The 24105-nt window shown below is 64.6% G+C and carries 19 protein-coding genes; 11 read left to right on the plus strand and 8 right to left on the minus strand.

All coding sequences use genetic code 11. The annotated features are described in order from the left end of the window. Positions 1 to 176 precede the first annotated feature (176 nt). Positions 177 to 1139 (minus strand): LysR family transcriptional regulator, encoded by a 963-nt coding sequence (locus AC57B1_RS25195; protein WP_408353624.1) that lies wholly within the window; start codon positions 1137 to 1139, stop codon positions 177 to 179. Positions 1140 to 1421: 282 nt separating this feature from the next. Here AC57B1_RS25195 and AC57B1_RS25200 point away from each other — a divergent pair, with 282 nt between their 5' ends. Further along, a complete protein-coding gene (locus AC57B1_RS25200) occupies positions 1422 to 2414 on the plus strand; it encodes an MBL fold metallo-hydrolase (RefSeq protein WP_496419030.1) in 993 nt (330 codons plus the stop codon). A gap of 57 nt (positions 2415 to 2471) precedes the next feature. Continuing rightward, positions 2472 to 2957 (plus strand): DUF3331 domain-containing protein, encoded by a 486-nt coding sequence (locus tag AC57B1_RS25205; RefSeq protein ID WP_496419324.1) that lies wholly within the window; start codon positions 2472 to 2474, stop codon positions 2955 to 2957. Here AC57B1_RS25205 and AC57B1_RS25210 read toward each other — a convergent pair. The 6 genes from AC57B1_RS25210 to AC57B1_RS25235 form a co-directional block, all read right to left on the minus strand. Continuing rightward, the gene (locus AC57B1_RS25210; protein WP_496419031.1) at positions 2954 to 4087 is read right to left on the minus strand and encodes an amidohydrolase family protein; all 1134 of its coding nucleotides are present in this window, start codon (positions 4085 to 4087) and stop codon (positions 2954 to 2956) included. The genes AC57B1_RS25205 and AC57B1_RS25210 overlap by 4 nt on opposite strands. Before the next feature lie 37 nt (positions 4088 to 4124). Beyond that, the gene (gene actP / locus AC57B1_RS25215) at positions 4125 to 5774 is read right to left on the minus strand and encodes a cation/acetate symporter ActP (RefSeq protein WP_496419032.1); all 1650 of its coding nucleotides are present in this window, start codon (positions 5772 to 5774) and stop codon (positions 4125 to 4127) included. Beyond that, positions 5771 to 6133: a DUF485 domain-containing protein gene (locus AC57B1_RS25220; protein WP_408184251.1), complete on the minus strand. Its 363-nt coding sequence runs from the start codon at positions 6131 to 6133 to the stop codon at positions 5771 to 5773. The genes actP and AC57B1_RS25220 overlap by 4 nt, the downstream gene beginning before the upstream one ends. Positions 6134 to 6205: 72 nt before the next feature. After that, positions 6206 to 7429 carry an FAD binding domain-containing protein gene (locus tag AC57B1_RS25225; protein WP_496419033.1) on the minus strand — a complete coding sequence of 408 codons (1224 nt, stop codon included), beginning with the start codon at positions 7427 to 7429 and terminating at the stop codon, positions 6206 to 6208. A 2-nt stretch (positions 7430 to 7431) separates the two neighbouring features. After that, complete coding sequence (locus AC57B1_RS25230; protein WP_408353633.1) at positions 7432 to 7917, minus strand: VOC family protein; 486 nt, start codon at positions 7915 to 7917, stop codon at positions 7432 to 7434. Positions 7918 to 8127: 210 nt separating this feature from the next. Continuing rightward, the gene (locus tag AC57B1_RS25235; RefSeq protein ID WP_408353635.1) at positions 8128 to 8847 is read right to left on the minus strand and encodes a TetR/AcrR family transcriptional regulator; all 720 of its coding nucleotides are present in this window, start codon (positions 8845 to 8847) and stop codon (positions 8128 to 8130) included. A 286-nt stretch (positions 8848 to 9133) separates the two neighbouring features. Here AC57B1_RS25235 and AC57B1_RS25240 point away from each other — a divergent pair, with 286 nt between their 5' ends. After that, a complete protein-coding gene (locus tag AC57B1_RS25240; protein ID WP_496419034.1) occupies positions 9134 to 12076 on the plus strand; it encodes an ATP-binding protein in 2943 nt (980 codons plus the stop codon). 7 nt (positions 12077 to 12083) lie between these two features. Here AC57B1_RS25240 and AC57B1_RS25245 read toward each other — a convergent pair whose 3' ends face one another. Next, the gene (locus AC57B1_RS25245) at positions 12084 to 13004 is read right to left on the minus strand and encodes a LysR family transcriptional regulator (RefSeq protein ID WP_408353639.1); all 921 of its coding nucleotides are present in this window, start codon (positions 13002 to 13004) and stop codon (positions 12084 to 12086) included. A 330-nt stretch (positions 13005 to 13334) separates the two neighbouring features. Between AC57B1_RS25245 and poxB the strand changes: the two genes are divergently transcribed. The 8 genes from poxB to AC57B1_RS25285 all read left to right on the plus strand — a co-directional run bounded on the left by poxB (position 13335) and on the right by AC57B1_RS25285 (position 23922). After that, positions 13335 to 15056 (plus strand): ubiquinone-dependent pyruvate dehydrogenase, encoded by a 1722-nt coding sequence (gene poxB, locus AC57B1_RS25250; protein WP_496419035.1) that lies wholly within the window; start codon positions 13335 to 13337, stop codon positions 15054 to 15056. A gap of 473 nt (positions 15057 to 15529) precedes the next feature. Beyond that, positions 15530 to 17707, plus strand: a complete 2178-nt coding sequence (locus AC57B1_RS25255) for an FUSC family protein (protein ID WP_496419036.1) — start codon at positions 15530 to 15532, stop codon at positions 17705 to 17707. Continuing rightward, positions 17680 to 19209, plus strand: a complete 1530-nt coding sequence (locus AC57B1_RS25260) for an efflux transporter outer membrane subunit (RefSeq protein WP_496419037.1) — start codon at positions 17680 to 17682, stop codon at positions 19207 to 19209. Before AC57B1_RS25255 ends, AC57B1_RS25260 begins: the two co-directional genes overlap by 28 nt. Further along, positions 19193 to 19393: a DUF1656 domain-containing protein gene (locus tag AC57B1_RS25265; RefSeq protein ID WP_091803346.1), complete on the plus strand. Its 201-nt coding sequence runs from the start codon at positions 19193 to 19195 to the stop codon at positions 19391 to 19393. Before AC57B1_RS25260 ends, AC57B1_RS25265 begins: the two co-directional genes overlap by 17 nt. A gap of 63 nt (positions 19394 to 19456) precedes the next feature. After that, the gene (locus tag AC57B1_RS25270) at positions 19457 to 20413 is read left to right on the plus strand and encodes an HlyD family secretion protein (protein ID WP_408353647.1); all 957 of its coding nucleotides are present in this window, start codon (positions 19457 to 19459) and stop codon (positions 20411 to 20413) included. A 212-nt stretch (positions 20414 to 20625) separates the two neighbouring features. After that, positions 20626 to 21063: a PRC-barrel domain-containing protein gene (locus tag AC57B1_RS25275; protein ID WP_408353649.1), complete on the plus strand. Its 438-nt coding sequence runs from the start codon at positions 20626 to 20628 to the stop codon at positions 21061 to 21063. Positions 21064 to 21410: 347 nt separating this feature from the next. After that, entirely contained in the window at positions 21411 to 23234 is a 1824-nt protein-coding gene (locus AC57B1_RS25280) for a PAS domain-containing sensor histidine kinase (protein WP_496419038.1), read from the plus strand. Beyond that, on the plus strand, positions 23224 to 23922 hold the full coding sequence (locus AC57B1_RS25285; protein WP_496419039.1) for a response regulator transcription factor: 699 nt from the start codon (positions 23224 to 23226) through the stop codon (positions 23920 to 23922). The genes AC57B1_RS25280 and AC57B1_RS25285 overlap by 11 nt, the downstream gene beginning before the upstream one ends. Positions 23923 to 24105: the final 183 nt, after the last annotated feature.

Genomic DNA, 24105 nt, shown 5'->3' on the forward strand with positions numbered 1-24105 from the left:
CTGGTCGTCGCGGTACATGCGCATGCCCGTTCGCGTTGCCAAAATCAAGAGATGTCAATAACCGGCGGAGTGGCGCGATTATCTCGGAAATTATTTTCGTTGAATATTAATTTTCGTTCAGGTTTGAGCGTTGCAAGCGAAAAATTAACCAGATGGCTGAATAAGGGTCGCGCTGCTCAAGCTCGATGCACCGCTTGAGGCCGTTCTGACGGGACCGCGGGTCGGTCGGTCAACGCCAGATTCGCAATACGCAAATCGAGTTTCTGTTTCAGTGTCACTATAAGGAATTCAACGAACGTTCTTATTTTTGCATCGACAAATCGGCGCGAGGGATAAACCACGAACACGTTGGTCGTTTGCAGGGGGTAGTCCGGAAACAGAGGAATCAGCTTGCCTTCCCGGAGTTCGTCCGCGACCGAATAGGTCGGCACGGCGCCTACGCCCGCGCCCGCCAGCAATGCGACTCTGAGCGCCTGCATGGTGTTGACGACGAAATGGCCGGACTGCTCCGGATTGCGCGCGGCCCGGCCCGCCAGTTCGGACGGCGGGTCGAACGACGAACTGGTCTGCATGAGCGTGTGGTTCGGCAGGTCTTCCACGCTGCGCACGGGATGCCGCGAGAGATAGTCCGGCGAGGCGACCAGAATGCGCTCGCAACGGCCGATGAGCCTGCTCACATTGCGGGAGTCCGGCAACGACGAGGCGGACACGATCGATACGTCGAACTCGTCTTCGATCAGATTCGCCATGTGCGGCAGCAGCTTCAGGTCGACGGAGACCGCGGGATACGCATGCCGGTATTCGACAATGGTGGACGTCAGCTGTTTCAGTCCGATGTCGGGCACGGCGTGAACCCTCAACTTGCCGCGTGGCAGCGTGTGCGCGTCGCTGGCTTCAGCGTCGGCTTCGTCGATATCGGCGAGGATTTGCTTGCAGCGCCGGTAGTACCGCTCGCCGCACTCGGTGAGCGACACGCTGCGCGTGGTGCGCTGGAGCAACCGCGTGTGCAGATGTTCTTCGAGCGACACCACCGCTCGCGAGATATTGCCGGCGCTGCGTTTCATATGTTTGGCAACTTCACTGAAGTTGCCGGTTTCCGCCACTCGCGAAAACACGCGCATGCTGAAGATTCTGTCCATAGCCGCTGTGACCTCTTGATCCGGTTGAATCCGGCAACACGGTTTGCCTGATGTGGAAACAATACGACCCGCGGCAGGCTCGCGCCATCCCTACATACGGGTGGCGCGTTCATCCATGCATTCACGCCTCTAATCCGCTCGTATGAGCGCATGCAATGCCTGTGGACATGCAGGGCGCGGCCCTGAGCACCGTCCACTCAGGACAATTAATAAAAATTAGCAACGGTTTCGAACGCGCCGTCGTATGCTTTTTTCATGATCGCAACTGGCACGGGAAACGGAATGTTGGCACTGATTCGGCGCATATCGCTCACGCACTTTGGCTGGTGGTGCGCACTCATCCTGAGCGTTTGCGCGGCGATAGGGCCGCACGCCGCGTTGGCCGCCGCGCCGCAGGTCAAGACGCAGGGGCCGGGCTTTTACCGGATCATGGTCGGCGACTTCGAAGTGACCGCATTGCTCGACGGCACGCATCCCTTTCCGATCGATACCGTCGTTCAAGGCGTACCGAAGTCCGAAATCGAGCACGACCTGTCGCGCGACTTTCTGCAAGCACCGGTGCAGGGATCGATCAACGCGTTCCTGATCAACACCGGTTCGAAGCTGATTCTGATCGACTCCGGCGCGGGCGTGCTCTATGGCGACTGTTGTGGCCGGCTGACCGGTAACTTGCGCGCCGCGGGCTACCAGCCCGAACAGGTCGACGAAATTCTGCTCACCCATTTGCATAAGGACCATGTCGGCGGTGTCATCGTGAACGGGGCGATGGCGTTTCCCAACGCGGTCGTGCGGGTGAGCCAGGCCGAAGCGGATTACTGGCTGAATCCGGCAAACAAATCCACGGCACCCGCTTTCCTCAGTTCATTTTTCGACGCCGCGAGCGCTAGCGTCGCGCCGTATGTCGCGGCCGGCCGCTTCAGGCCGTTCAGCGGCGACGTCGAACTCGATCCGGGTATTCGCGCCGTCACGCTCCCCGGTCATACGCCGGGCCACACCGCGTATCTCGTGCAGAGCGATTTGAAGGATCTGCTCGTGTGGGGCGACGTCATCCATGTCGCGGCGATCCAGTTGCAAAACCCCACGGCATCCGTCGAATACGACACCGATGCCGCCGCGGCGCAACGCTCGCGGCGCTATGCACTCAAGCTCGCAGCGGACAAACGCTATCTCGTGGGCGCCGCGCATATTGCTTTTCCAGGCTTGGGGCATGTCAGGAAAAACGGTAACGCGTACGACTGGGTGCCGGTCAACTACGAAGCCGAGCCGGGGCATTGAAGCCGGCTCGCGGTGCCCACGGTCAGTTGATGGGAGCAAGCGATGGGAGCAAGCATGATGCATAGCGAAACCCACTTGAAGCGACGCGTCGAGACGAGCCGCGAAGCATGTTGCGCGCCGCCCGAGCAGACCCGCACGACTCAGGACGGGCCCGCCTCCGTGTGGGACCACGTGATCCACGGGCTGTTGCCGAGCTATCGCAGCGTGGGCGGCGACGCGTCCCGCGCGCGGCGGACGTCCCGCATGGCCGCTTGCGTGCCGTCGCCGCACGTGCAGGTGGAAGTCATCGAGCGTCTGTCCGATACGTCGGTCGCGGTGCTCTGGCAGGATGCAACCCGCTGCCGCTACGACGACCAGGTCTGGATCGTTTGCCGCGCGCGTCTGAAGGGTTACTGTGCGCTGAGCGGAACCGTGATCCGTCGTGACGATCTGATCTATAAGCCGAGAGTGCGGGCGAGCATACCGGCCAACGCCACCGCGATGATCCTCGCCTCGGTGGTCGAGCAAATGCCCGCTATGGTGACAGCGGGCGATTTGCTTTAGATCTTCAGCAACCTCGCCGCGTTGCCGCCGAGAATCAGATTTCTTTGCTCGGGCGGCAGCGTGAGGCGATCCAGGAACGTGACCGGCTGCTCGTAGCCCATGTCGAAGCAGTAGTCGCTGCCGAGCACCAGCCGGTCAATGCCGATGTTCTGGATCAGAAAGTCCAGCACCGGGCCGGAATGCGAGACCGTGTCGTAGTTGAAACGGCGCAGGTAGCTGCTCGGTTTCTGCGCCAGCCGCCGCGTTTCGGGGCGCACGGTCCAGCCTGCGTCGATACGGCCCATCAGGATCGGCAACGCGCCACCGGCGTGCGGCAGCGTGATGTTCAGTTTCGGATGCCGGTCCATCACGCCGCCGAGGATCAGATGCGACCCGGCAATCGCGGTGTCGAAGGGATTGCCGAGCAGATTGCTCAGATAGAAGTCGCCCAGCCGCGCACCGCCGACCGTCTGTTGCGGATGGAGAAACACCGGCAGATCCAGCTGTTCGATCCGTGCGAAGACCGGTTCGAACAGGGGATCGTCGAGGTCCCGGTTGTTGATGTTGGTCCCCATGTACACGCCGCGCACGCCGGGCAATTCGGACGCGCGTTCGAGTTCGTCGATCGCGTCGTGCGGATTGAGCATCGGCAGTGTCGCGAGCACGACGAAGCGGTCCGGATGCTTGACGTGGACAGCGGAGGCCGCTGTGTTCCACGCTTTCGCCAGCTTCGCGTTGAAGTCGCGGTCGGCCCAGTAGGCCATCGGCACGCTCAACGACAAGGCCTGCATGTCCACGCCGGACGCGTTCATGTCGGCGAGCCGTTCGTCGATGTTGATGAACTTGAGCGGCAGCGGTCCAAGGCCGCCCGCCGGCGTCTGGAAGCTGAAGCTGCTGGCGTCGCAGGTGAACTTCCCGCCGAACTTCTGGCCTTCGCTGCCTACCAGTTCGCAATAGCTCTCGGGGTAGTAGTGCGCGTGAATGTCGATCGAGCGGCCTTTGCGGAGAGCGTCGGCCGTGCTGGTCGTTCCCGCGGCCGGGTTGGCGGTGGCGGCCGTGGCCGGCACGCCCGAGGCGAGGCCGCCGGCGAGTGCGGCCATCGTGCCGAGCAGGCGGCGGCGCTTCGGTGAAATGCAGCAACTGCAATCCATGCTTCAGTCTCCTTGTTTATGATTTGAGTGTCGGGTTTTATCCGCGTTTGACCATGCCGAGTTCGCAGTCGACGAGCTGGTTGCCGTACAGCGCGCGTTCGCGGGCGGCGCGCGCCGAGGTATCGGTGATCGAGAAAAACACCACGCCGGCGAAAGCGACGATCATCGAGAACAGCGCGGGATATTCGTACGGATAGATCGCATGCGCATGGCCGAGTACCTGAACCCACACGGTCGGGCTGAGAATCGTCAGCGTCACTGCCGAGACCAGGCCGAGCGAGCCGCCGAGCACCGCGCCGCGCGTGGTCAGCCCGCGCCAGTAGATCGACAGCAGCAGCACCGGGAAATTCGAGCTGGCGGCGATCGAAAAAGTCAGGCTCACAATGAACGCGATGTTCTGTTTTTCGAAGGCGATGCCGAGCAGGATCGCGAGCACGCCAAGCACGAGCGTGGTGATCCGCGACACATGCATTTCCTCGCGGTCCGTGGCCGCGCCGCGGCGAATCACGTTCGCGTAGAGATCGTGCGACACCGCGGAGGAACCGGCGAGCGTCAGGCCCGCGACCACCGCGAGAATGGTCGAGAACGCCACCGCGCAGATGAAGCCGAGAAACACGTTGCCGCCTACCGCGTGCGCCAGATGGATCGCCACCATGTTCACGCCGCCCGTCACCGCGCCCGAGGCCGTGTGATATTGCGGATCGGTCGCCACCAGCGCAATCGTGCCGAAGCCGATGATAATGATCAGCGCGTACCCAATGCCGACGATTCCCGTCGCGTACAGAATGCTCTTGCGTGCCGCTTTCGCGTTGCCCACGGTGAAGAAGCGCATCAGGATGTGCGGCAGTCCGGCCGTGCCGAAGATCAATGCGAGGCCCAGCGAAACGGCGGACACCGGATCCGATACGAGGCCGCCGGGGCTCATGATCGCGGCGTGTTTCGGGTGCGCGAGAATCGCCTGCGCGAACAACGCATTCATGCTGAAGCCGAAGCGGCTGAGCACCATGAACGCCATGAAAGCCGCGCCCGCCAGCAGCAACGCCGCCTTGATGATCTGAATCCACGTGGTGGCGAGCATGCCGCCGAAGAACACGTACACCACCATCAGCACGCCGACCATCACGACCGCGACCGTGTAGTTGAAGCCGAACAGCAGTTCGACCAGCTTGCCGGCGCCGACCATCTGCGAGACGAGATAGAGCAGGACGATCACGATCGAACTCGTCGCGGCGAAGGCGCGAATCGGCCGCTGCTTCAACCGGTACGACACCACGTCGGCGAGCGTATAGCGGCCGAGGTTGCGCAGCGGCTCGGCGATCAGAAAGAGAATGATCGGCCAGCTGGCGAGAAAGCCGATCGAATAGATCAGGCCGTCATAGCCGCTCGTGAAGACCAGCGCGGAAATGCCCAGCAACGAAGCGGCGGACATATAGTCGCCGGCGATCGCCCAGCCGTTCTGGAAGGCGGTGATCTTGCCGCCCGCCGCGTAGTGGTCGGATACGCTGTTGTTCTTCCTCGCGGCCCAGCGCGTGATGAGCAGGGTCGACGCGACGAACAGCAGGAACATGCCGATCGCGATCGGGTTGTGCGAACGTGTCGGCGCCGCGGTTTCGGCGGCAGCGGCGGGCAGCGCGCTCGTCAGCATGACGCCGATGAGCGGAGCATGCCGGAGAAAGATGCGTTTCATTGCCGTGCTCCTTGCCGGATTTCGTTCACGGCGCGGTCATGGAAGGTATTGGCTCGCGCCACATAGACCGCGACGAGCACGAACGTAAAGACGAACATGCCGAAGCCGACCGGAATTCCCCACGTTGCGGGAGAGCCTTCCACGATCGGCCGGCCGAGCAGCGCCGGGGCAAACGCGAGCGTGAGAATGAAGGCGAAGTACACCGCCAGCATCAGGATCGTGAGCAGCCACGAGAAAGCGCGCCGCTCGCGCACGAGCGCGCGAAAGCGCGGATCGTCGAGTAGCGGATTCGCCGCGGGCGGCGCTTCGGTGGCGGCGTATTGCGCGCTCAGCGAATAGGTTGGGGCGCTATGTTCCACTTTGTCTCCTTTCGAAACGACTTTTTGCCGTGCTTGCGCAGCGGTTCGGATTCGCCGCAACCGCCACGGATATCAGAAGCGTGCGGGCACCGCGGTCTCGCGCATCACGGCGTCAGGCGTGCGATAGCGCTCGGCCATTTCACGGTCCACGTCGTTCTTTAGTTGCGCCTGCATGTAGGCACCGAGATGACGCGCGTGCTGCACGATCGCCGCACCCGCCTGGGTGCGTTCGAGGCTGTAGTCCGTGAGCGCGTCCTGCACGCTGCTGTGCTGGTGCAACGCTTTGACGAGCGCCATCGCGTCGCTTGCCGCCTTCGTCACGCCCATGCCGCAATGCGGACGCGCGACGAACGCCGCATCGCCGAGCAGCGCGATCCGGCCAAATGCCATCTGCGGGACTTCGAGGTCGAAGATCGGTTGGAACAGAGGCTGCGTCGCCTTGGTCACCACTTCGCCGAATTGCGGGGCGAGCAGCGTGAGCGCCGCGTCTTCCATATCGGCGAGCACGTCCTCGCGGATCAGCGTGGGCGGAATGCCGCCTTCCCAACGCTTGCCGGCCGCATCGGTGAGCAGGTTAGGCAACTGCACGTCTTCACTCGTCGCGCGATACCAGACGAAGTTGTAGCGGCGTTCGCCCGGCGTCGTGCTGTTGCCGCGGCCGGCAACCGGGTAGCCGAGAATCTGCTCGCGCGGCGGCAGGCAGAAGGCGAACCTGTCGAACAGCGCGTCGCGGGTTTCGCGCGACAACGCGGCTTCTTCGACGAGGCCGCGCCATGCCACATAGCCCGCGTATTGAAGCTTGACGTCAGGCAGCAAGCGCTCGCGAATCGGCGACTTGAAACCGTCCGCCGCGATCACGAGATCGGCGTGCAGCAGGGTGCCGTCGCCGAGCGTCACGACGGCCTGGTCGGGGCCGTCCTGCACGGATGTGACTGTGCGGCCGGCGTGGTAATGCACGTCGGGCAGGGCGGCGCGCAGGACGTGATACATCTTGCCCCACGCGGTGAGCGTTTGCGGCAGCTCGCGCGCCGACAACACCGCGCCGTCCTGCGCGAAGGTGACGCGCGATTGCACCTTGACGCCGATGGAATCGTCGTATTCGATACCGGCCGCCGCGAGTGCGTCGAACAATTCGGGGTGCGTGACAATGCCGGCGCCACGTCCGGCCAGTTCATCGGGGACGCGTTCGAACACGTCCACCACCCAGCCGTTGCGGACCAGCAGATTGGCAGCGAACAGGCCGCCCAGCGAGCCGCCTACTATGATCGCCCGCGCGCGTGCGGAAGTTTGGGTCATGGTCATGCTCCTGCGGTATTGGAAGATTGCGCGTTGGCCGCCTTTGCTTCGTTGAGGCGGCTGATCTCTTCGGCGGGAAAGTTCAACTCGATGGTCACGCCGGACGGGTCCTCTATGAAGACCTGATGCAAGCCGAGGCTCGGCACCGTGCGATCGCGCCACGCAACGCCTTCGGCCTGGAGTGTCTGCCACATCGCTTCGACGCCCGTGGCGAGAAACGCGATGTGGTCGACCGTGCCGGTTCCGCTCGCGGGCAGCGCCTTGTCGCCGAGATACGCGGTGAGCCCGGCCGGGTTGTCTGGATCGACACCGATGATGTGGACGGTGCCGAACTCGGCTTCATCGCCGCCTTTGTAAAGCCACGCGCCCGGAAAGTCGAAGGGCGGACGGTAGCCCTGCGTGAAACCGAGGATCCGCTCGTAGAAGCGGCAGGATTGTTCGAGATCCGAGGTGCGAATCGAGTAGTGGGCAAGCTTTGAAACGGGCATGATCGACTCCTGCTTTGCTATTTATCGATCGATTAGTGATCGATGGATAAATTGTAGGTGAATGCGCATGCAGGAGAAAGCGGCGTATTGCCGGTGTTTACCCTGGAAAATGTGAGGCGTGGGAGTGATGCGATGGGAGATGAAAAGCGCGGCCGGCTCGCTGGCCGGCCTTCTTGCAACGCTTATTGCAAGCCTTGCGGCGGAGTGGTGTCAGGCCTTGGCGCCGCTTTTCGCGCGAGTGGATTCTTTCGCCGCATGTTCGAGGGCGGCGGGTACGCCGTTGAGGAACGCGTCGACCTGGCGGGCGATGTGGTCTTCGATATCGTCCGTGACCGGCAGGCCGTAGATCCATTTGCGCACACCGAGATAGAAGATGCTCGCGTGCAGACTCCAGATCAGTTCGAGATCGATCTCGCGTTGTTTCGCGCCGGTGGGCGCGGGCAGATCGTAGGCCGAGCGTATTTCCGCCATGACCGGCAGAAACACGCGTTCGCGCAGCCGCGCCAGATATTTGGAGTTGATGCCTTCACGCGTCAGACCGGCGAAGATGAAAATGCGGATCCACTCGCGCCGCAAGATCACCTCGGAATACGACGAGTAGAACCGGACCATGCGCTCCTGGATCGGAACGGAGCGGTCCTTGATCAGCTTCTCCCAGCTCGTGTCCCATTGATAGACCTCCTCGTACACGCGGTCGATCAATGCTTCCTTGCTGGGAAAGTAGCGGTACAGCAGCGGCTGGGTCACGCCCAGTTGACGCGCGAGTTCGCGGGTGCTGCCGGAGAAGCCATGCGTGGCGAAATGGTCGACCGCTTTCAGCACGATCTGGCGCTCCCGCACTTCAGGAGCGAGCCGGCGCGTGACGGTCTTCGCACTGTCATGCATCTCGGGCTTCGACGCTGTATCGACCGACGGTACTTTTCTCGGCATGGCTAGTTCGGTACCCAGTATGTTGGGACGCATCATACAAACATTAGCCTGGTCTGGCTAGGCGAGGGTGTGCCGCCGGACGGCGTGGCGCGATGCGCTGGCGAACGTTTGATGGCGTTCAGTCAGTGAGTGTTTAGTGCAAAAAATTCGAACAATAGGGTCAGTTTTTTTCGCGCACGCAGATGTCCCGTTGCTCTAGACTTCTGGGACGCGACGCCCGGCAGCGATTCCGCACTTCTTCTCTTCTTCTGTTCTCTCTCTAATCGTCGCGTCCTGGATACTCCGCATGATTTGCATTGGCCCGCTTCAGGTGGACATCGACCGTCGCGAAGTATTTCTTCACGGCACACCTGTGCGGATCGGCAGCCGTGCGTTCGACATGCTGGCTGTGCTGATCGCCGCGAACGGCGGCCTCGTGTCGAAGAGCGAGATGCTCAGGCAGGTCTGGCCGAATGCGGTCGTCGAAGAGAACAATCTGCAAGTGCATATGTCCACGCTGCGCAAGCTGCTCGGCGACAGCCGCGGGCTGATACAAACCGTATCGGGGCGCGGCTACAGGCTGGTGCACAGCGGATCGGCGGCGAGCGCGGCCTTAACGCCCGATGCCGGCGACCAACCCGAGGAGCCCGCTCAAAGCCGCAACGTCCAGCACAATCTGCCGGTTCATTTTTCCGCGCTGATCGGACGCGACAAGGCGCTCGACGACATCTCGCAGACGCTCGCCGCAGCCCGGCAAGTGACGCTCGTCGGTTCAGGCGGCATCGGCAAGACGCGCCTCGCGGTCGAAGTCGCGCGCGGCTTGCTGCCACGTTTTCCGGACGGTGTCTATCTGGTGCAACTCGCGTCCACTTCCGACGCAAACAGTGTCCTCGCGGCGTTCGCGGCCAGCGTCGGCGTGAATCCGGCCATCGGTCCGCTCACGCTCGCGCGCGTGGGCAAAGAACTCGGCGAGCGGCGCGTGCTGTTCGTGCTCGACAACTGCGAGCACGTGCTCGGCCCCGCCGCCGAACTCGCCGAGACGCTGCTCGGCGTGGGTCCGGCGGTCTGCGTGCTGGCGACCAGCCGCGAGCCGCTGCGCATCGTGAACGAGCATCTGTATTGGGTCGCTTCGCTCCAGGTGCCCGCTCAGGACGATCAGAGCCAGGATGTCCTGCAATGCAGCGCCGTCGAGTTGTTCCTGTCGCGCGCTCGCGCGATCGACGCGCGTTTTTCCTCCGATGAAAAAAGCATTCACTTGACCGGCATGGTATGCCGCCGGCTCGACGGCATACCGCTTGCCATCGAACTGGCGGCGGCGCGCGCGGCGATCCTCGGCATTGAAACGCTCGCCGGCCATCTGGACGACCGCTTCAACATGCTGACGGGCGGCAACCGCACGGCGTTGCCGCGGCATCAGACCTTGAAGGCGACGCTCGACTGGAGCCATGCGCTGCTCGAGGACGCGGAGCGCACCACGCTGCGCAGGCTCGGCGTGTTCGCGGGCGGCTTCACGATGGAGGCGGCGATCGCCGTCGCCGGCGATGGCGCGTTGCATGAGATCGACGTGGTCACAGCGGTGTCGGGACTGGTCGAAAAATCGCTGGTAGTGACGCGCATGGAGCGTGACAGAGCGACGTATCGCCTGCTGGAGACCACGCGCGCCTACGCTACGCAGAAGCTCGACGACAACGGCGAACGGCGCTTCGTCACGCTGCAGCATGCGCGCTACTTTCTGAGCGTGCTGGAGCGCGAGGCGCCGCGTCGCGCCGACCCCGCGCTCACGCTCGGCGAGGGCTGGCACCAGCGCATGCGCGCATTGCTCGACGACCTGCGCGCGGCGCTGGCCTGGGCCCTGTCGCCGAAAGGTGACGACATGCTCGGCGAGACCCTGGCCGTGAAGTTCGTCTTTCTGCTCTACGAGCTGTCGCTCGTCGACGAATGCCGCGTGTGGGCGAAACGGGCCCTCGACGCGGTGGACGCGGCGCATCAGGGTTCGGGTTCGACGCGTCACCTGCGCGTGCGCATGCAGCTTCATGCGGGGCTTGCCGCGGCGCTCGTCTACCTCAACGGACCGAGCCGGGAAACCTTTGGCATCTGGTCGGAGATTCTGGCGTCGGCGATCGCGCTGGGCGACCCCGTGTTCGAGGCGCGTGCTTTGTGGGGCATGTGGAATGCGAACCAGTCGTCCGGCGCGGCTCGCAATGCGCAGGCGTTTGCACGCCGCTTTGCCTTGCTCGCCGCCGAGGTGGGTGACACGAGCGGAACGATTCTGGGCTACCGGTTGCTCGGAATCGCGGCCCATTACTGCGGCGATCAACAGCAGGCGCGTGCATCGCTCGAACAACTGCTGGAGCACAGCGAGAACCTGCAACATGGCCTGCCGCTCGGGCAGTCCGTGGATCAGCGCATCGTCGGCCGCGCGACCCTCGCGCGGGTCTTGTGGCTGCAGGGCTTGCGCGACCAGGCGCTAAAGCTCGCGGAAGACTGCGTCATTGCTGCATGTGATCAGCAACAGGCGATTGTCACTTGCTATGTGCTGGTGGAGGCGATGGTGCCGCTGATGCTCCTGTCCGGCAAACGGGAACGCGCGGCGCAAGCGATCGCTTTGCTACAGGAAGCGTCCGGGCGCGCGGGCCTGAGTGTGGCGCAGGCCTGCTGCCGCTGCTTCGACGAATATCTGCGGTCGATGCGCGACGATGGCGCGCACGACCTGCAAGCGTTTCGCGCGGCGCTGGACGATCTGGAGTCGCTCGACTTCGGTGCGCCCCGCGCGATGCTGATCGGGCAATACAGCCTCGCACTCGGACGCGCGGGGCGGCGCAAAGAGGGCATCGCCGCCGTGGTCGACGCGCTGGCGCGCTGCGACGAAACCGGCGACCACTGGTATGCCGCGGAACTCCGGCGTATCCACGGCGAGTTGCTGTTCATGGGGCAGGCCGACCTGCCGCAATCCGGGTCGGCGATCCGGGATGCGGAGGCCTGTCTGCTGGCGGCGCTGGAACTCTCGCTGGTGCAAGGCTGCCGCTCGTTGCAGTTGCGCGCCGCGACCACGCTCGGCGGCCTCTGGCACCTGCAAGGCAGAAGCGCGGACGCCGCGCAGCTGTTGCAATCCGCCTGCGCGAGCGTTACCGAAGGCCTCGACTGGGACGATTACCAGGCCGCCGCGCATCTGCTGCGGATCACGGCATCGGACAGCACGGCGGACGCGCTCGACGTTGCGCCGCCACGCCGCATCAAGGCGCGCAACTGAACGGCGCTCAGCCGTGCAACATTCTTTGTTGCGCCACTTGGTCGATCAGATCCGGCTGGTCCAACTGGTCGACCCACCAGCGCAGCGCCTTGCCGGTCTCGTCGCTGCGCCACGCGAGAAAGAAATGCGTGACATCGCGCATGCCCAGCACTTCCTTCTGCACCAGTTCGCCCCGGCTCAACGGCTCGGCGGCCAGGCACTCCGGAATCGTGCCGACCGCGAGCCCTTTGATTTGCGCGGCGAGTTTGGCCTCGAGCGTCGGCACTGTCATGACTTCCTGATTGGCGGCGAGCGCGATGGTGCGCGGCGCGAGCTTGCGTGACGTGTCGCCGATCGCCACGGCGCGATGCCGGGCGACCGTCGCCAGCGTCAGCGGCCCCGGCACCGCGGCGAGCGGATGCTGCGGCGCCACCACGAACAGATGACGCAGCGAGCCTATCGGTTTGGCGACCAGGTTGGGAATTTGCGGCGGCTCGCCGGCTGCGCCGACGACCAGGTCGGCGCGGCGCGTCAACAGCGCGTCCCACGAGCCGCCCAGCACTTCTTTCGACAGATTCAGCCGCGTATCCATCTGCAGCTTGTAGAACGCGTCCACATGGTCCCATAACAGGTCGAACGGAATGATCTCGTCGACGGCGATGCGCAGCTCCGATTCCCAGCCGTGCTGGATGCGTTTTGCCTTGCATTCGAGATCTTCCGCGGCCTCCAGAAGACGCCGCCCTTCCTCCACGACCACCCGCCCCGCATGCGTGAGGATCGCGCGACGGCCGCTGCGGTCGAACAGTTTGACGCCGAGATCGAGCTCCAGCTTCTGGACCAGGTACGACAGCGAAGACGGCACCTTGTGAAGCTGTTCAGCCGCACTGGCGAAGGTGCCGGTTCGATCGATGGCGTCGAGCACCTGCAGAACTTCGAACGAGAGATTCATGTCGTACAGCCGGCAGTGGGGGGTACGTCAGCATACTGGAATCCCGGCTTCGCGAGCCCGTTGCGCGCCGGCTGGCGGCGCCGGTTTCCAGCACCTTTCAATCAGCTTCAGCGAGCGTGCGCCGGCTGTCTGATATCCGCGTGATTCAGGTGTTTTCAGAGCTATTTCAGGACATTCTGCCGACACTCGCCTAGTTTAGGGGGATCGGCACAGCAGAGCCGCGCCGTCCTCGGGCGACGTTTTTTCGGCGCTTTCTTTTGATCTGCCGGCCGCGGTCGCGACGTTTTCAGCGCCCGGTCGATTTCCAATTACCGTGAAAAGGAGTCAAGCATGGCCAACAAAACCATTGCCGCCTATCTCGCCGGCACGCTCGCGGCAGCGGGCGTCGAACGGATCTGGGGCGTGACGGGCGACAGTCTGAACGGTCTCGCCTTCAGCCTCGACGAGGTCGGCTCGATCCGCTGGATGCATACCCGTCACGAAGAAGCGGCCGCCTTCGCGGCCGGCGCCGACGCGGCTTCGAGCGGGCGTCTCGCGGTGTGCGCCGGCAGTTGCGGCCCGGGCAACCTGCATCTGATCAACGGTCTGTTCGATTGCCATCGCAATCAACAGCCGGTGCTCGCGATCGCGGCGCATATCCCGTCGACGGAAATTGGCCTTGGGTACTTTCAGGAAACGCACCCGCAGGAGCTTTTCAAGGAGTGCAGCCACTACGTCGAGCTGGTGTCCTCCGCAGCGCAGTTTCCGCGCGTGCTGGCGCGCGCGATGCGCACCGCGGTGGAACAGCGCGGCGTCGCCGTGATCGTGCTGCCGGGTGACGTGGCCTTGAGCGAGGGACCGGCTGAAGCGCCGTCGTGGAGCGAAAGCGCACCGCCGCGCATCATCCCCGCCGAGGCGGATCTCGATCGGCTCGCGGCGCTGCTGAACGCGTCCGACGCGGTCACGATCATGTGCGGCAGCGGCACGCAAGGCGCGCACGACGAAGTGGTCGCGCTCGCCGACACGCTCGGCGCGCCGGTGGTGCACGCGTTGCGCGGCAAGCAGTACATCGAGTACGACAATCCGTACGACGTCGGCATGACCGGGCTGATCGGCTTCAGCTCGGGCTATCACGCCATGATGTCGTGCGACACGCTGCTGTTGCTAGGCTGCGATTTTCCCTATCGGCCGTTTTATCCGACCGACGCGAAGATCATCCAGGTCGACTGGAAAGGCTCCCAGCTCGGGCATCGCGCGCCGCTCGCGCTGGGCCTCGTCGGCACGGTCAAGGAAACCGTCGCCGCCACCTTGCCGAAGCTGCAGCGCAAGACGGACCGCGGGTTCATCGACAACGCCCGCAAGCACTACGTGTCCGCACGCAAGGGGCTGGACGATCTCGCGACGCCAGCCGGCCCGGGCCGCCCGATCCATCCGCAGTATCTGGCGAAGATGATCGACGAGGCCGCGAGCGACGACGCGATCTTTACCGCCGATGTCGGCACGCCAACCGTCTGGGCCGCGCGCTATCTGACCATGAACGGCAAGCGCCAGCTGCACGGCTCGTTCAACCACGGCTCGATGGCCAATGCGATGCCCCAGGCGCTCGGCGCACAGGGCGCGCATCCGGGGCGCCAGGTCGTGTCGCTGTCGGGCGACGGCGGGCTGTCGATGCTGCTCGGCGATCTGCTCACCGCGCGGCAGCTCGACTTGCCGATCAAGGTGGTGGTGTTCAACAACAGCCTGCTTGGCTTCGTCTCGATGGAGTTGAAGGCGGGCGGCTATCTCGACACCAACGTCGATCTCGCCAAAACTGATTTCGCGGCGATCGCGAAAGGGGCGGGCATTTTCAGCATTCGCGTCGAAGAGTCGGAAGACGTGGCGGGCGCGCTGAAGCAGGCATTCGACCATCCCGGCCCGGCGCTGGTGGACGTGGTCACGTCGAAACACGAGCTGGCCATGCCGCCGACGATCGAGCTCGCCCAGGCCAAGGGCTTTAGCCTCTACATGATGCGCGCGATCCTCAACGGTCGCGGCGACGAGATCGTCGAACTGGCGCGCACCAACCTGCGCTAGCCGCGCAAAGCAGGTCGCGGTGAAGCGAGGCGCCCGGGGTTCCGGGCGCCCGTGGGGCAACGTTCGTATGCGCCGAGGGGGGCTGCCGCGCACGGGTTCACGCAACTCATGGGACGAGACTGCATGCCCGCCGATGCATTCAACGCAAACGCATCAACCCAAACGCATCAACCCAAACGCATCAACCCAAACGCATCAACCCAAACGCATCAACCCAAACGCATCAACCCAAACGCATCAACCCAAACGCATGCCGCACAGCGCATGTGCAAAAAACGTGCGAATCCGCAAATGCGCCGCCCCCGCGCATCGCAAACTACGCAGCGTAGACAGATAGCGGTATTCGCTTGGGCGTACGGCCGGCGGACGAGAAAACAACGCACTGGCAAATGCACCAACGGGCGCTTTAACAAGCGCCGACAAGCCCCAACAAGCGCGCGAACAACCCAAGTCGAGCGATTCACGAGAGCCCTATGACCCAGCAAGCGGATGCCACCAGCGCGGCCCTGCCTCGATGGCGCGACGAGCTGAACACATACTGGAAGGACGACGGCCCGCGCTTTCGCCATATCGCGAAGGTGGCCGTCGCGATGACGCTCGCGATGGGTCTGTGCATGCGCCTCGAACTGCGCACGCCGGCCACGGCGATGGTCTCGTGCGTGATCGTGATGATGCATCAGCAAAGCGGCATGGTGATCGCGCGAGGGTTCTATCGCGGGTTGGGCATGGTGGGCGGCAGCTTCGCGGGTCTGGTGCTGATCGCGTTGTTCCCGCAACAGCCGCTGCTGTTTCTGACCGCGCTGGCCGTGTGGATCGGCGTGTGCGTGTTCGGCGCGGCCTACTACCGCAATTTCCAGTCATATGGGTTCGTGCTGACCGGCTACGGCACGGCCATCACCGCGATACCCGTCTGGTCGAATCCGTACGGCGTCTATGACAACGTCGTGTTCACCGTCAGCGAAGTCGCGATCGGCGTGGTGTGCGCGAGCGTGGTGAGCGCGGTGGTGTTCCCGCAGTCGGTCGCGCCGGCGCTCTACGCGGCGAGCCGCAAGAACTTCACGAACCTGCTCAACGCGATGCATACGGTGCTCGACCGCGCGACGAGCGTCGCGGGCTTCGACACCTTTCTCGATCTGATCCGCGAGCGCGTCGGCGTGGAAAGTCTGCGCAGCGGCGCGGTGTTCGAGGACCCGTCCATTCGTCTGCGCAACCATGTCTATCTCGATCTCGACCGGAGTTTTCTCGACACCGTCACGTGGATTCATGCACTGCACCAGTTGAAGGCGCGGGTCGCCGCCGAGGCCGAGCCGCGCGCGCTCGCGGCAGTCGAGCAGCTGATCGGCGGCCTGCTCGCCATTGTGCCGAACGACGCACCGCCGGAGCTGGTCACGATGGAACAGGTCGAGGCCATGTCGAGCCGCCTCGACGCCTTCGAGCGTGACTTGCCGGCGTTTCTGGGCCGCTTGCTCGCCTCGCTCGCCGATCTCTCGCCGCATCAACGTCAGTTCGTGGCGACCACCGGCGCGGCGTTGTTCTTCTCGATCGCGGATTTGCGCCTGATGTGCCGAAGCTACGTCGACGCACGCACGGTGGGCCGCCTGCCGTGGTCGCAGTCGGTGCTGCAGGCCATTACCCGGATCGGTAGAACCCGCGCTACCGCCAACCGTGCAGCCGCGACGATCGCCGGCGCGCGCTCGGCCGTGGCGGTGCTGATAGTCGGCGCGGTATGGATTGGCTCCGGCTGGGTCGGCGGCGCGACCGCGATTGTCGCGGTGGCGATCACGAGTGCGCTGTTCACGCTCGCGCCCAATCCGGCGGTGGCAAGCTGGCAGATCTTCGCCGGCTGCCTTGGCGGCTGGCTCACCGGCTTCGCGTTCAACTTTCTCGTGCTGCCGCATATCGATACGTTCGAGTTGCTTGCCGCTTCGATGGCGATCATCGTGATGGTGGGCAGTTATCTGAATACCTTTACGAAGACGGCGATCCTCGGGCTCGGCTTTAGCCTGTACTTCTGTTTCATTGTCGGTATCACGAATCCTACCGTTTATAACCCGAGTGCCTATCTCGACACAGGCTTCGCGCTGCTGTGCGGCATCGCGGTCGCCGCCGTCGCGTTTTCGGTGCTCGCGCCACGCGCGGGCGACTGGATTTCCGCGCAATACATGAAGCAGATTCGCGGGCTGATCTCGCATGACGCTCGCGACGGCGACCTCGACGATCTGCTGTACAGCTTCGAATTGAGCCTGCGGGACTTCGTTCTGCAGATCGCGTCCGCGCCGGTCGACGCGCGCGTGGACCGCGATCATCTGATCGGCTGGGCGTTCGCCGCGCTGGAGATCGGCCGCTCGATGATCCAGGTGCGCCTCGATAGCGAACGGCTCGCCGCGATCCTGCCGGCGGGCTGGCCCGCGGAGCAGGACGCGTGGCTGGGGGCGCTTGCCGACGTGTTCGTGGAAGCCACGCCGCAGGCTGCCGAACGCGCGCTGACAGCGACGCGCAGGGCGCTGGACCTGCTGCCGCTCGGGCCGAATATCGCCGTCGACGCGCAGACGCTCGCGCGCTACCGGATGCGGGCGCTGCTGCATTTCACCGAACTGACGCTGCGCGACGAGAGCCTCGCCCTATGGCAAACCAGCGGGGTGCGGACATGAAGCCCGCGCGCCCATGCTGGTCCCTGCGCACGCTGTGCCGCCCGGTGGCGGCCGCGCTCGCGTGTGCCGTGCTGCTGTCGGCCTGCATCGACAGCGGCGGCATCCATACGCACGAGTCGATGCTCGATCCCGCGACACTCGACCCGGGCGCCGCGTTGCGCGCCACGCAAGCCGACGCGAAGTGGCCGGCGAGCGGGTGGTGGCGTCAATGGAACGATCCGCAACTCGATACGCTGGTGCAGGACGCCACCCAGGGCAACCCCGGCTTACGCGCGGTCGAGCAGCGGATCGAGGCGGCGCGCTTCCAGGCGCAGATCGCCGGCGCCGCCGAGCTGCCGCAACTCGACGCGAGCGGCAGCTTCGAGCGCAGGCGCTACGCGCGCTACACGACCCCGGCGCCGCCGGGCGGCACGACGGTATGGAGCAACAATATCCAGGCGGACCTTTCCTATGACCTCGATCTGTGGGGCAAGTCGCGCGCCCTTCGCGAAGGCGCGCTGGACAATGTGCATGCGGCGGCCGCGGACGCGCGCTTCGCGGAGGTCGAACTGCAGACCGCCGTGGTGCGCAGCTATGTGCAACTGGCGCTCGAGTATGCGTTGCTCGACGTCTACGACGCCGTGCAAACCGAACAGCAACGCACCGTCGACATCGCGACGCGCCGCTGGCGCGCGGGCGTCGGCAGCGGGCTCGAGGTCAGCCAGGCGCAGACCCAGCTTGCGATGAGCACGACGCGGGTGCGCGAGGCGCAGCAGCAGCTTGCGCTCGCGCGCATCGGCATCGCCGCGCTCATCGGCAAGGGGCCGGGGTATGGCGATACGCTGCGCCGTCCGAGCCTCGCGCTGAGCGTGCCGGTGGTCTTGCCGGCCTCGCTGCCGGCCGAGCTGATCGGCCACCGCGCGGACGTGGTGGCGGGGCGCTGGCGCGTGCTCGAAGCGGACAAGGGTATCGACGCGGCGCACGCCGACTTCTATCCGGACATCAATCTGATCGCGACCGCGTCGCTCGGGTCGGCGGCGACCTTCGGCGGTTTCTTCAACTTCGTCAACAGCGACGGCCTGGGCCACGGCGTGGGCGCGGCGATCTCGCTGCCGATCTTCGACGGTGGCCGGCGGCGCGGCAATTACGGTGTCGCGGTGGCGTCGCGCGATGCCGCCGTGGATGCGTACAACCAGAGCGTGGTGAATGCGATGCAGGGCGTCGCAGCGCAGGTCGTCTCGCTGCGTTCGCTCGAAGAGCAGCAGGCGTCGATTGAAAACACGCTCGGTTCGGCGCGCAAATCGTTTCAGCTCGCCGACGCTGGCTATCGCAGCGGCATCACTGAATTTCTCAATGTGTTGGCGGCGCAGGCCGTCCAGTTGCAGCAGGAGGAAAGCCTGGCGGCGGTGCAGGCCAAGCGGCTCGATGCATGGGCGCTGCTGATGAAGGAGCTGGGCGGCGGTTTTGCCTCCGCGCCGCCGGATCACGCGCCGCAAGGAGTGGCCGATGCCGGGCGAAATTGACCTGTTTTCACTGCTCGTGCCCGGCCTGTTGCCGATTCTCGCCGGTTGCGTGCTGCTGTTCGTCGTGCTCGACCTGGTGCTGGCGCGGCTTGGCTTCTATCGCTACACCTGGCATCCGAGCCTGTTCCGGGTGGCGCTCTTCGCTGCGCTCTTCAGCGGCGCTTCGCTGCTGCTGTGGCAATGAGCGCCGTCCTTCACTCATCCCCATGAACCCACTGACTGTTCACGCTCACGCCAGGTCACCAAGATGAAAACGCAATCCATCCTGCGCGCCATTTTTACGCTTACGCTTCTCGTGGTGGCGATCGCGCTGGTCCGCATGCTGTGGCTCGACTACATGTTCTCGCCGTGGACGCGCGACGGCCGGGTTCGCGCGCAGGTCGTGCAGGTCGCCACCGATGTGTCGGGGTTGGTGAGCGAAGTGCGCGTGAAGGACAACCAGCTGGTGCGCAAGGGCGACATTCTCTTCGTGCTCGACCCGGCGCGCTTCCATTACGCGGTCGCGCAGGCCGACGCCGACCTTCTGCGCGCCCAGGCGCAACTGGCGCAGGCCAAGGCGCGCATGGCCGCGAGCGAATCCGGCTTCGCGATGAAGCGCGCCCAGGCGGCGCGCCGCGCCAACCTGACCGGCGATGTGATCTCGGACGAAACGCGGCTGGATTCGGCCTCGCTCGCCAAACAGTCCGAAGCCGACTATTCCGCCGACGTCGCCGCCTACGGCGCGGCGCAAGCCGCGGTCAAGGCGGCCGTGGTGGCGCAGCAGACGGCCGTGCTGAATCTGACGCGCAGCGAAGTGCGCGCGCCCTCGGACGGCTTCATCACCAACCTGAACCTGTATCCGGGCGATTTCGCCACGGCCGGCACGGCGCGCATGGCGTTGATCGACTCGCACTCGTTCTGGGTCTACGGCTACTTCGAAGAAACGAAACTGCCGCGCGTGCATGTCGGGGATCAGGCGGTGGTGAGGCTGATGTCGGGCGGCAAGGATATCCAGGGGCACGTCGACAGCCTGGCGAGCGGGATTGCCGACCGCGACAACCCGACCAGCAACGGCGATCTGCTGGCGGACGTCAATCCGATCTTCACGTGGGTGCGGCTCGCCCAGCGGGTGCCGGTGCGGATCCACCTCGACCAGATTCCCGCCGGCGTCAAGCTCGCGATGGGCATGACCTGCACGGTCACGCTGCGGCCGCAAAGCCATTGATCGCGACGCCGTGCCCGCCCCGGCGTGGGGCAGGCTCTGGCAAACCGCGGGTTGGGCGAGCGAGCTACGCCATCGTGCGAATTTGAAAAAGTCGCGGCTGCAACCGGTTCACAGTGTCGGTCAGCGCGACCCCGGCAGTCGGCACGTCAGATGCCGTCGCCGGGTTGCGATTCATCGTTTTCCAACAAACGCATCTTGCGGAGAAAATCATCATGAAGGCAAAGTGGACACTCGTGTTTCTGGCAGCGTCGGCGTTCGGCGCGGTGTGCCAGCAGGCAAACGCGCAGGTGGCGGGCGCGCAGCCGATCGGCATCAGCGTGGAGCAGGCTGAACTCGTCGTCGAAGGCTGGAGCGTCAAGAAGAGCCTGCTCGGCAAGAGCATCTACAACGACAGCGGAGAGAAAGTCGGCGTGCTTCACGACATCATTATCGCGCCGGACAACGCCGTCTCCTTCGGGATCGTGGCGGCTCACCAGTTCCTCGGCGTGTCCCAGCACGACGTGGCGATTCCCATGTCGCAACTGGACTATGTGAACGGCAAGCTCGTCTGGGCCGGCGCCACGCGTCAGGTGGTCAAGGAGCTCCCGACGTTCGTCTATGCGAAGGTTCGCGCAGTTCCTATCGCCCGCAAGGACTACGGCCACCATTAATGGACGAGCTTCGCGCGGCGGCCCGAAACGGCCGCCGCGCCGCCTCAACACTCGTGCGACGGGGCTTTCAGCCCGAACGCACGGATCTGTCACGGCCACGTTTTTGGAAGGTTTAAGGAAAAATAAGTACCCCCATTGACGCGGGCTCGCGCATGATCTATTTCAGATAGAAAGCTACCGCTCGCCGGTAGGTCTGACAGTCATGTGCGTTGACAGCCCAGCTGGCTGTCAAACTGACGGGCAGGCTGCCGGTATTCGTCCACGCATGCCCGTTTCGAACACCATGTACACGCCTACCTATTCTGTTGCGCGCCGTTGCCGTGCGGCGGCCCGCTGATCCGGCCGTCATGAAGGCTTGCCGCCGCGCTCTCCCCACGGTGCCGCTCGACGCCCATGTCGTGACGATGCTGGCCGCCGCCATCGCGCTCGCCGTGTTCGTGATCGACGCGCTGACGCCGCTCGATATCGCAATAGCCGTGTTGTACGTCGTGGTCGTGCTGCTGATCGCTTCGACCGGCAACCGCTCGTTCACGGTCACGACCGCCTGGGGTTGCGTCGTGCTGACGCTGCTGGGCTTCGTGATGTCGCACGACGAGGCCTACTCGAGCGGCGCGGTCGCCCGCTGCGCGGTGAGCCTGCTGGCGATCGCCACCACGTCGATGCTGGCGTTGAGGAACCAGGCCGCGACCACCACGTTGCGGGAGCAGGTGGAACTGCTCAACCTCGCGCACGACGCGATCGTCGTGCACGACATGAACGACCGCATCACCTTCTGGAATCACGGCGCCCAGGCGCTGTACGGCTGGACTGCTCAGCAGGCGATCGGGCAATCGTTGCAGGAAATGACGCAGACGGTCTTTCCCGTCCCATATGATGAGATTCGCGCCGAGTTGCTGCGCTCGAACCGCTGGGTGGGCGAACTCACGCGCGTGCGGCACGACGGCAGTGTCGTCGTGATTTCGAGCCGCGCCGCGCTTTGGCGCGACGAGAAGGGCAACCCGCGCGCCGTGCTGGCGACCAACAACGACATTACCGGGCGCAAGCGGGCGGAGCAGGCGCTCGAGCGCAGCGAGGCCTTTTTGCGCGATGCGCAACGGCTGAGCAGCACCGGCAGCATCGCCGTGCGCTTTCCGGACGGCGAGACCTGGTGGTCCGACGAGGCCTACCGCATCTTCGACTACCCGCGCGATACCGTGCCATCGATCGACGCCATGCTCGCGCGCACGCATCCCGATGATCTCGCGCTGGTGCGTGGCGGATTCGAACAGGCCGCTGGCGGCGAAACGCGGGTCGATATCGAGCACCGGCTGGTCATGCCGGATGGCAGCGTCAAGTATGTTCACTACGTTGCCCGTCTCGCGACCCGGCAGCCGGGCTACAGCGAGTATGTCGGCGCGCTGATGGATATCACCGAGGCCCGGCGCGCCCAGGAAGCGCTCGCCCGTTCCAACGACGAACTCGCTCACGCGACGCGGATCACCATGCTCGGCGAGCTGGCCGCTTCCATCGCGCACGAGGTCACTCAGCCCATCGCGGCGATCATGACATCCGGCGGCGCGGCGCTGCGCTGGCTGAACCGTCCGGCGCCGGAAATCAACGAAACGGCGCAGTCCATCGCGCAGATGATCCGCGACGCGAAACGCGCGGACGAGGTGATCCAGCGCATCCGCGCGATGGCGAGAAAGCGCGACCGTCTGCCGGCGACGGTGGATCTGGACGGGATCGTCGGCGAGTCGATCGAACTGGTGCGGCGCGAACTCGATCGTCATCGCATCGAGTTGCACGTCGACCTCGCGGTGCCGCCGCTGACCGCCTACTGCGATCGCGTGCAACTGCAGCAGATCCTCATCAATCTCATCATGAACGCCGTACAGGCCATGGCGGAGGTGGCCGGGCCGCGCAAGCTGCTGATCTCCACGCGCCGCTTCGACGACGAGCGGGCCGAGGTGATGGTGCAGGACTCGGGCACGGGCATCAGCGAAGAAAACGCCGGGCGTTTGTTCAATACGTTCTTTACGACCAAGGACGATGGCATGGGTATGGGACTGTCGATCTGCCGTTCGATCGTCGAGGCGCACGGCGGCCTCATCTGGGCCGAATCGCCGCAAGCGGGCGGCGCGGTGCTGAAGTTCGTTCTGCCCGTCGATGAAGGGAGAAGTCATGAGCAGTGATCCGCACAGCGATGTGAGCGCCGATAGCGGCACTCACGCAATCAGCTCGATGGTGTACGTGGTCGACGATGACGAGTCGATGCGCGACGCCGTCAGGAATCTGTTGCGCTCGGTCGGTCTGAGTGTCGAAACCTTTGGCTCCGCGCAGGAGTTTCTCGCTTTCGACATGCCTGACGTGCCGAGCTGCCTGATCCTCGACGTGCGTCTGAAAGGACAAAGCGGGCTTGCGGTGCAGGAGCAGATCGCAGCGAGCGAGTTGGGTCTGCCGATTGTCTTCATGACCGCGCACGGCGACATTGCCATGACGGTCAAGGCGATGAAGGCCGGTGCCAAGGATTTTCTGGCCAAACCGTTTCGCGATCAGGACATGCTGGACGCCGTCGCACATGCACTGGCGAGCGACGAGGAACGCCGCGCGGCGAGGCGCTCCGTGGCGGACCTGCGCCGCTGCTACGAATCGTTGACGGCGCGCGAACGCGAAGTCATGGCATTCGTCGCCGCCGGTCTGATGAACAAGCAGATTGCGGGCGAGCTGAATCTGAGCGAGATCACCGTCAAGATTCATCGCGGTCAGGCCATGCGCAAGATGGGCGCGCGCTCGCTCGCCGATTTCGTGCTGAAGGCGGAGGCGCTCGGCATCAAGCCGCCGCAAGGCATGGCCACGCCGGCGCGCAGTTCGCGCAGTTGAGCGCTGCCGTGCGCGACGGCGCAGTTAGTGCGTAGGGTCCGCGACCCTCGGGCTAGCGGACTCATACGCAGGTATAGGTAGTTCACCGCTTCTGTTCAGGGAAGCACGGCCGTTCCAACCCATTCTCACACGCGCCCGGCGCTTGCGCCCGCGAGGCGCGGCGTAGCGCTGCCTGCGCGGTTC

Source organism: Paraburkholderia sp. BGA-UO-ETr-F21 (genome assembly GCF_059567925.1).

Excerpts from the sequence above, each read along its gene's own strand:
- AC57B1_RS25195 (WP_408353624.1), bottom strand. The coding sequence starts at position 1,139 with ATGGACAGAATCTTCAGCATGCGCGTGTTTTCGCGAGTGGCGGAAACC.
- AC57B1_RS25200 (WP_496419030.1), top strand. The coding sequence starts at position 1,422 with ATGTTGGCACTGATTCGGCGCATATCGCTCACGCACTTTGGCTGGTGG.
- AC57B1_RS25205 (WP_496419324.1), top strand. The coding sequence starts at position 2,472 with ATGCATAGCGAAACCCACTTGAAGCGACGCGTCGAGACGAGCCGCGAA.
- AC57B1_RS25210 (WP_496419031.1), bottom strand. The coding sequence starts at position 4,087 with ATGGATTGCAGTTGCTGCATTTCACCGAAGCGCCGCCGCCTGCTCGGC.
- actP (WP_496419032.1), bottom strand. The coding sequence starts at position 5,774 with ATGAAACGCATCTTTCTCCGGCATGCTCCGCTCATCGGCGTCATGCTG.
- AC57B1_RS25225 (WP_496419033.1), bottom strand. The coding sequence starts at position 7,429 with ATGACCCAAACTTCCGCACGCGCGCGGGCGATCATAGTAGGCGGCTCG.
- AC57B1_RS25230 (WP_408353633.1), bottom strand. The coding sequence starts at position 7,917 with ATGCCCGTTTCAAAGCTTGCCCACTACTCGATTCGCACCTCGGATCTC.
- AC57B1_RS25235 (WP_408353635.1), bottom strand. The coding sequence starts at position 8,847 with ATGCCGAGAAAAGTACCGTCGGTCGATACAGCGTCGAAGCCCGAGATG.
- AC57B1_RS25240 (WP_496419034.1), top strand. The coding sequence starts at position 9,134 with ATGATTTGCATTGGCCCGCTTCAGGTGGACATCGACCGTCGCGAAGTA.
- AC57B1_RS25245 (WP_408353639.1), bottom strand. The coding sequence starts at position 13,004 with ATGAATCTCTCGTTCGAAGTTCTGCAGGTGCTCGACGCCATCGATCGA.
- poxB (WP_496419035.1), top strand. The coding sequence starts at position 13,335 with ATGGCCAACAAAACCATTGCCGCCTATCTCGCCGGCACGCTCGCGGCA.
- AC57B1_RS25255 (WP_496419036.1), top strand. The coding sequence starts at position 15,530 with ATGACCCAGCAAGCGGATGCCACCAGCGCGGCCCTGCCTCGATGGCGC.
- AC57B1_RS25260 (WP_496419037.1), top strand. The coding sequence starts at position 17,680 with ATGGCAAACCAGCGGGGTGCGGACATGAAGCCCGCGCGCCCATGCTGG.
- AC57B1_RS25265 (WP_091803346.1), top strand. The coding sequence starts at position 19,193 with ATGCCGGGCGAAATTGACCTGTTTTCACTGCTCGTGCCCGGCCTGTTG.
- AC57B1_RS25270 (WP_408353647.1), top strand. The coding sequence starts at position 19,457 with ATGAAAACGCAATCCATCCTGCGCGCCATTTTTACGCTTACGCTTCTC.
- AC57B1_RS25275 (WP_408353649.1), top strand. The coding sequence starts at position 20,626 with ATGAAGGCAAAGTGGACACTCGTGTTTCTGGCAGCGTCGGCGTTCGGC.
- AC57B1_RS25280 (WP_496419038.1), top strand. The coding sequence starts at position 21,411 with ATGAAGGCTTGCCGCCGCGCTCTCCCCACGGTGCCGCTCGACGCCCAT.
- AC57B1_RS25285 (WP_496419039.1), top strand. The coding sequence starts at position 23,224 with ATGAGCAGTGATCCGCACAGCGATGTGAGCGCCGATAGCGGCACTCAC.